The organism is Candidatus Magnetaquicoccus inordinatus (genome assembly GCF_004217665.1).
In the GTDB taxonomy this organism is placed as follows: Bacteria; Pseudomonadota; Magnetococcia; order Magnetococcales; family Magnetaquicoccaceae; genus Magnetaquicoccus; species Magnetaquicoccus inordinatus.
In genome coordinates this window covers 3,537-9,797 of record NZ_RXIU01000136.1, presented here as the reverse complement: position 1 = coordinate 9,797, position 6,261 = coordinate 3,537, and the positions used below count along the sequence as shown (strand labels likewise).

At 50.5% G+C, this 6,261-nt stretch carries 5 protein-coding genes; 2 read left to right on the top strand and 3 right to left on the bottom strand.

Annotated features, from left to right (window positions below; all coding sequences use genetic code 11):
* On the top strand, positions 1-198 hold a 198-nt coding region (locus EJP87_RS18510; protein WP_227657573.1), incomplete at its 5' end, for a hypothetical protein.
* Here EJP87_RS18510 and EJP87_RS10550 read toward each other — a convergent pair.
* The 3 genes from EJP87_RS10550 to EJP87_RS10540 form a co-directional block, all read right to left on the bottom strand.
* A complete protein-coding gene (locus tag EJP87_RS10550; RefSeq protein ID WP_193771290.1) occupies positions 193-540 on the bottom strand; it encodes a PilZ domain-containing protein in 348 nt (115 codons plus the stop codon). The two genes, EJP87_RS18510 and EJP87_RS10550, sit on opposite strands and share 6 nt — an antisense overlap.
* 50 nt (positions 541-590) lie before the next feature.
* A complete protein-coding gene (locus EJP87_RS10545) occupies positions 591-1,013 on the bottom strand; it encodes a response regulator (RefSeq protein ID WP_130471835.1) in 423 nt (140 codons plus the stop codon).
* A 77-nt stretch (positions 1,014-1,090) separates the two neighbouring features.
* Entirely contained in the window at positions 1,091-2,803 is a 1,713-nt protein-coding gene (locus EJP87_RS10540; RefSeq protein WP_130471834.1) for a hypothetical protein, read from the bottom strand.
* Between the two features lie 498 nt (positions 2,804-3,301).
* On the opposite strand from EJP87_RS10540, the gene EJP87_RS10535 reads away from it, so the two are divergent.
* Positions 3,302-6,253: an acetate and sugar kinases/Hsc70/actin family protein gene (locus tag EJP87_RS10535; RefSeq protein ID WP_130471833.1), complete on the top strand. Its 2,952-nt coding sequence runs from the start codon at positions 3,302-3,304 to the stop codon at positions 6,251-6,253.
* Positions 6,254-6,261 lie beyond the last annotated feature (8 nt).

Here is a 6,261-nt window from a genome sequence, read left to right as displayed (position 1 = left end):
CAAAATCCCAGGGATTCCATCCCTGGACCCGGCCAGGGAGGTGCCATCCCTGGACCCGCAATAGTTTTGGGTGGTGATATAGTTACCGTTCGGGAAGCTCTTCTGCTGCCTGGATCATCAGGCAATCCAGGCAGCTTTTGTGCCCGTTTGATCAGCAGAAAATCCAGGGAGCTTTTGTGCTCTCCGGATTGGTCATGAGGAAGAGGAGTCTTTTTCCCGCATACGATGCAGCATGGAGTGAAAGACATCGTGCGAGATGGCCATGCCAAATTTGGCTGGGTTGTCGGTAATTTGGATGGCCAGACCCTCCAGAGTTTTGCGCACGATCTGACAGGCGAAGGAGTGGGTATCCTCACCGGAGCGCAAATAAAGAGTGCCACGTTCACCAACAATGACCTCAATATCATCACTTTCTGGGATAAAAAACAGACCCGTCAGCGAGACATCCCTTGAAGAGCCATAATAGCTTCGATCGTCGGAGAGTAGGAGGCGCAAATTTTTATTATGCGTGTAACGTGCTTTTTCACGAGAGTCTGTCATGGGATATGCCTCGTTGTTTTCCTTCATTGCTCACTACCTTAGATTAATAATTACGACGGGTTATCCTGATCCAGGTGTAAACGTTTGCCATATTCCCGCAATTTGGCAAACAACAGATCCCGATTGATTGGTTTAGTGATATAGTCGGTGCAATGACCTTTGAAAAAGGCTTCCACGACTTGCGTTTCGGTATCGAGAGCGGAGACCATGAAGACTACCGCTTCAGAGCCTCCAGCAACCCCTTTTTCTTGCTCATAGGCACGGATGCTTTTCAGGGCATCCTGGCCATTCATCTCTGGCATCATAATATCCAGCAGCACCAGATCATAGGGACGTTGATCATCGAAAGCCATGATAAAGGCTTCGACAGCTTCCCGGCCATCGACGGCCAAGTCGCATTCGCCAAAGGATTTTAACATATGCTGCAAAAGCATACGATTGTGCGGTTCATCATCGACGACCAGGATACGCATAGATTTCCCTTTTACCTAAGAGTGTTAAGCTTAGTTTGGCATGGGCGCCAAAGCAAAGCGGTCAGGGGAAGCAAAGGTTAAAAGAGTTCAAAATTATCGCCATCGTTTTCGTTATTGCTTTCGCCACCCAGCACATTGTTGTGCATTTTACGTTCGCGTGCCATGGTATAGAGGCCAGCCAAGTCATCAAACTCTGTAGCCAGAGTGAAGAGATCTCCGGTGATGATGGTTGCAGGGTCGCAATTGATCAACTCTGGCAGCAGCATATCGATGCGAGCGAGTACATGCTCGACACCTTTTTTGAAGGGTTCCTGGAAGTCCATTCCGGCCATGAGCAGGCCAATCTGCACGATAATCGATTGTGTTTCGCTGATAATGTCATTAAAGGTGGTCAAGACATCGCCATGGTCAGCTTCCATTTGTTGGGCGCGCAGAGGAACCCGGCGCAGCAGGGTGATGACGCGCATGATTCGTGGCGTTGAATGTTCGGAATAGTCCAGACCCACCTCTTGCAGTTGGTTGGTGGCGTCGAGGAGCTGTCTGGTTTGAATCACCCCTTCTGATTGGATACGGCTGGTCAGTTGGCTCATGATGCTGACCAGGGCGGCCACACGGGGTGAATTTTTGCACTCCATGGAGGTGAGCAGATTTTCCAGACGGGTGGCGGTAAGGACCAACATTTCAAAGGCCCGTTTGGCTTGAAAGAGGGCATTTTCAGTTTTGGAAAAATTACGCAACAGATCGGTGGAAAAGTTGTCGTCAAAGACGCCGAGGCGCAGCAGTGAGCTCAATTGATAGGAGAGATCGGCGATCTCATCCTGGAAGGTCATGGCATTATCGTGGGCGATGATGATGCTGTTTTTGCGTTCGTTGGCGACCGCTTTGATCTGCTCTAAATTTTGTTGCAGAGCCTGTACGGCGTTGAGCATTTCGCTGGAGAGATCGGCGAGCTGTTCGCTGCAGATACGGGCAGCGATGGCGGCCCAACGTTTGTCAGCGCTTTTTAATTTGGCGACGGAGAGACGTTGTTCAACCTGTTCCATGGTGGTGATGACATGTTCCATGCGTTGGCTGGTGATGTCATCAAACTGGATGTTTTGCATCATTTCAAACATGATGCGATTGGCTTGGTTGGTTTGCGTATCCAGATTGGTACAACTGCCACTCATGGAGCGTACCCGATCGGTCATCTGTTGCAAAAGGGTGGTGGTGCGCCCTTTCAGGGTCATGAATCCATGTTCAGAGCTGGCCAAGTCGGTGGTCAGGCGACGGGAGATATTGCGCAGCAGGGTGGCAGACTCTTGGGTAGAGAGACTCACTTCACGGATCAAGGTGCGAATTTGCGCCATCAGGCTATCGACGATGGTGCCCAAGGTTTGCCGTTCCAATTCGCAGCCGATTTGCATTTTGACCTGTTCGGACATCGACGGGAGCATCGATTCTTGTTCGATATCCAGGGCCCAGGCGGTCATGGTACGCAGTCGTTCCAGGATGGAAGCCTGTTGATCGACCAGGCTGTTCATGCCCAGCAACATGGTTTTAGTCTCTTGATCGATACGGCGATAATCCTCCTGCAACTGTCGGATACCCAAGATACTATCGTTTGGTGAGAGTCGCTCTTGCACGGAAAAGGAGCGATTGGTTGCCGAGGCAAAACCGACGGATAGGGTACCCATTTGTTCGGTAATATGGGCAAATCCGGATTTGCTGATTCCCTGCACTTTTTCCAGCAAACTTTTTTGTTTGCGAAAACGAGCTAATGGGGTAGGTGTTGTATCTTGGGTCGTCATGAACAATCTCCCTGTGCGAAGGATAGGCCACAATCCATTTGCCAAACAATTCATAAACAAAAAACTGTAACGTGTTCACAGCCGTGAGTAAAGCAGCATTATGCGTGAGTCAGGCTTTCAGAGAGGAAAATCCTGTTATCTGCTGGTGGAGAGGATCATGGCAAGCGCATTTGCATATTTTTTCACTGTTGCCACAAGCGAAACTGTGCATGTCGGGCGTCCGCCCTCCCAAAGAGTGCCCCTGCGGGGCACAAATCTGTGCGGCGTGCGTGAATGCTACGCATTCACTTTTGTGAAACGCCGCACATTACCAGCAGGGCTTTGCCCTGCACCCACCAGGAGGAGATAATCTCCTCCTGGACCTCCCTAATAATTTTCTGGTTTTCAAATGCGATTGCCCTGGGAGAGGATGGTTTCCTCTTCTTTCCCAATAGGTGTTAGTGTAAACTATGCCTTTTTTGGAGTGGCTGACTGGTAGAGAAGGCGGGGAATTTGGCTATGAAAGTACAGACCGTTTGGGTTCGTCATGCGCATCTGAGCAGTGGAATGCCAACGCACGATGAGGAGGCATTGCAGCAGCAACAGCGCAGTTTGCGGCAGGAGATAGCCGGCCTTTTGTTGCGTGGTCGTTTTGTTTCTTTTATGAAATATCCTGTCTTAATTTTTGATAATCAATTGAACTGTTTGTGGTGGTTGCAGGGGCCGCAGGTAACGGTTGCCGATCTGTACAATCAATTGAATCGTCTGCAGGTGGAGAATTTTCGCAATTGGGAGCTGCCTACCGAAGAGGAGGCGCGCTTATTGTTGCGTGAACCATTGATTGCCAGGCATCCGCGATTAAGCAATCAACCCATCTTTATTGCCAATACCGGACATGATCCTTTGGATACCCGGGTCAGGTTGCTCTCCGCCTCTGCTACCCCCAGAAGAGCGGAGGATCCGACAGAGAGTGGCTTGTTGATTCCGTTGCATCGGGTATCACAGCGCGGAATATTTTCTTTTATTGTTTCCTCTTCACTTTTTCCGACCGGTGTGCCGGGTTTGCAAGAAAAATTGAGTACTTTGTATCAACTGACGATACAGATGCAGACACCGCAGCAGGAGGTGCCAGCCCCCTCTTTGGAGGATTTGCGTCGTTATTTGCTCACTGGAGACTATATTCGGGCGCGGTTGCCGATATTGGAAGAGGGAGATTTGCATGATCCCAAAAAGGGGTTATGGGAGCTCTATCAGAACAAGCCTCCTTTGGGCAAGGATTGGCTGGAGATGAGCCTGCCGGAACCATGGGAGGCGCGCAATCCAGAACGGGATGTGCGCAAGGGGGTGGTGGCGATTGATTTTGGTACCAGTTCGACGGTAGTGGCCTGTCGGGAACAAGGTAAAACCAGTTTATTGCGGGTGGGTATTCATGATTTTTTTCGCAAGCCAGTAGCGGAAGATTATCAAAACCCAACGGTAATTGAATGGATCAACCTGCCCAATATCCTGGTGGCCTGGAACAGTGAGGCTTATCGTCCACTGGTGCGATGGGATGATTTTCATTTTTCGCATGCGGCGTTGGCCAGTTTTCGCCGCAATGAGGGCGATCAGCGTATTGTTGGCAGTATTTTAACCAATATCAAACAGTTGCCCTTGTTGGAAAAAAATAATCAGGCTCCCTTGCGGGTGGTGGATCAGGCGACTGGCAGTGACCGAGAGTTGTGTGTCAGCACAGCCCAGATGCCGGCCCATGGGCAGCGCATTTCGGTATCGAGCAATGATCCGCTCGATCCTATTGAGTTGTATGCCTATTATTTGGGTTTGTTCATCAACAGTCGCAGCAACGGGCTGTTTTTGGAATATTATATGACCTTTCCGGTGACCTATCCGCGCAAGGTCAAGAAACGGATCCTCTCCTCTTTTGCCCGTGGTTTGATGCGCAGCCTGCCGCCTGCTTTATTGGATTCCCCCTTGTTGCAACAGTTTGCAGTTCGTGAGGAGGCTTCCGAGCCGACCGCTTATGCCGCATGTGCGTTGAGTGAGTTGCAGATTCCGGCCACGGAAGAGGGAAGTGCCTTTGCGGTATTTGATTTTGGTGGTGGGACGACCGATTTTGATTTTGGCATTTATCGTCAGGCGCGTCCGCGTGAGGCAGAGCAGGGCTATGAGTATGTGATAGAACATTTTGGGGCCAGTGGCGATATCTATCTGGGCGGAGAAAATCTGGTTCATCATATTGCTTTTTTGGTGTTTGTGCAAAATCTGGATCGCTGCCGAGAGGCACAAATCTCTATTATGATGCCACCGGAAGCGGAGCTGTTTGCCGGGCATGAGCTTTGTATCGATGGCTCGCAGGCGGCACAAACCAACACCACCCTGTTGATGACCAGGGTACGCCATTTATGGGAAAATTTTCAGTGGCCTACTGCCGAGGGTGAGGGGCGAGTAGGGCAAGGGGGAGCGAGTAGGCGCCGTTCGGATGTCATCAGCGATATTTTGCATCAGGCGATTTTGGATAGTGATTTTAATTTGGATCCCAATATTCCCTGTTTTAGTGCAGAAGAGAATTTGTTGGCGCTGACGGTAGAGCTGTTGAACCGCAAGAGGGAAAAGGTGACCCTGCAATTGGCGGTGGATCGCAACGCGATTAATCAATTTTTGGTCAAGCGGGTCGGCAAGGGGATCTACCAATTTTTTATCGCCATGCAGCAGGCTTTTGCTCGACGTGGTCCTCTTCCCAAAGAGATCCGAATTTTGCAGGCTGGCAACTCCAGTCGTGCCATTTTGGTGCAGGCGTTGTATGCGATGATCTTGCAGGAAAATATGTATCGCTGGACGCCAGTGGCGGGGGAGGAAAAACGCAATCCAGTGATGGAGGAGATTCGCCGCACTTTGTCGTTGTTTGATCCAGAGCAGGGGATCCGTTTTATTGTGCATCGCCCCCCAGAGGGGGATGCCAATAATCTCTATCGACCAACGGCCAAGACTGGGGTAGCAATTGGCTTGTTGCGTCTAATCCCTGGGGAGACGGTTTTGGCGATTCATACCACCAGCAGCCGTTTACGCAGTCAAGCGGCACAAAAGGAGGGAGAGGAGGCGCAACCGCTGGTAGAGGCGTTGCAGGACTCACCTTTCCGGTTGTTTGTTGGTCGCTTGCTGAATGGTTTGTTCAAGCCGGTTTTGTTGCAAAATGATCCATATGGAGAGTGGCACGAATTGGGTGTGCCAACACGTCGCGCCTTTCCATTGCTCTATTCAACCTCACCACGGGCAATATTTGGCCAGTTGCCGCGTGGGTCTGCGGAGTTGCAGGAAAAAAGTTTGACTTTTGCTTTAGGTACGGAGAAAAAAAGGTTGTTTATCAAAGCAGTCGCTCCGAGTGCGGTGGAGATTTGTCTGGCGGATTCCTTGGAGCAGATTGTACAGGATCCGGGCGAGATCTTAGCCCAGCAGGTTTTGGAACTCGCTTGATTGTTAGT

Excerpts from the sequence above, each read along its gene's own strand:
- EJP87_RS10550 (WP_193771290.1), bottom strand. The coding sequence starts at position 540 with ATGACAGACTCTCGTGAAAAAGCACGTTACACGCATAATAAAAATTTG.
- EJP87_RS10545 (WP_130471835.1), bottom strand. The coding sequence starts at position 1,013 with ATGCGTATCCTGGTCGTCGATGATGAACCGCACAATCGTATGCTTTTG.
- EJP87_RS10540 (WP_130471834.1), bottom strand. The coding sequence starts at position 2,803 with ATGACGACCCAAGATACAACACCTACCCCATTAGCTCGTTTTCGCAAA.
- EJP87_RS10535 (WP_130471833.1), top strand. The coding sequence starts at position 3,302 with ATGAAAGTACAGACCGTTTGGGTTCGTCATGCGCATCTGAGCAGTGGA.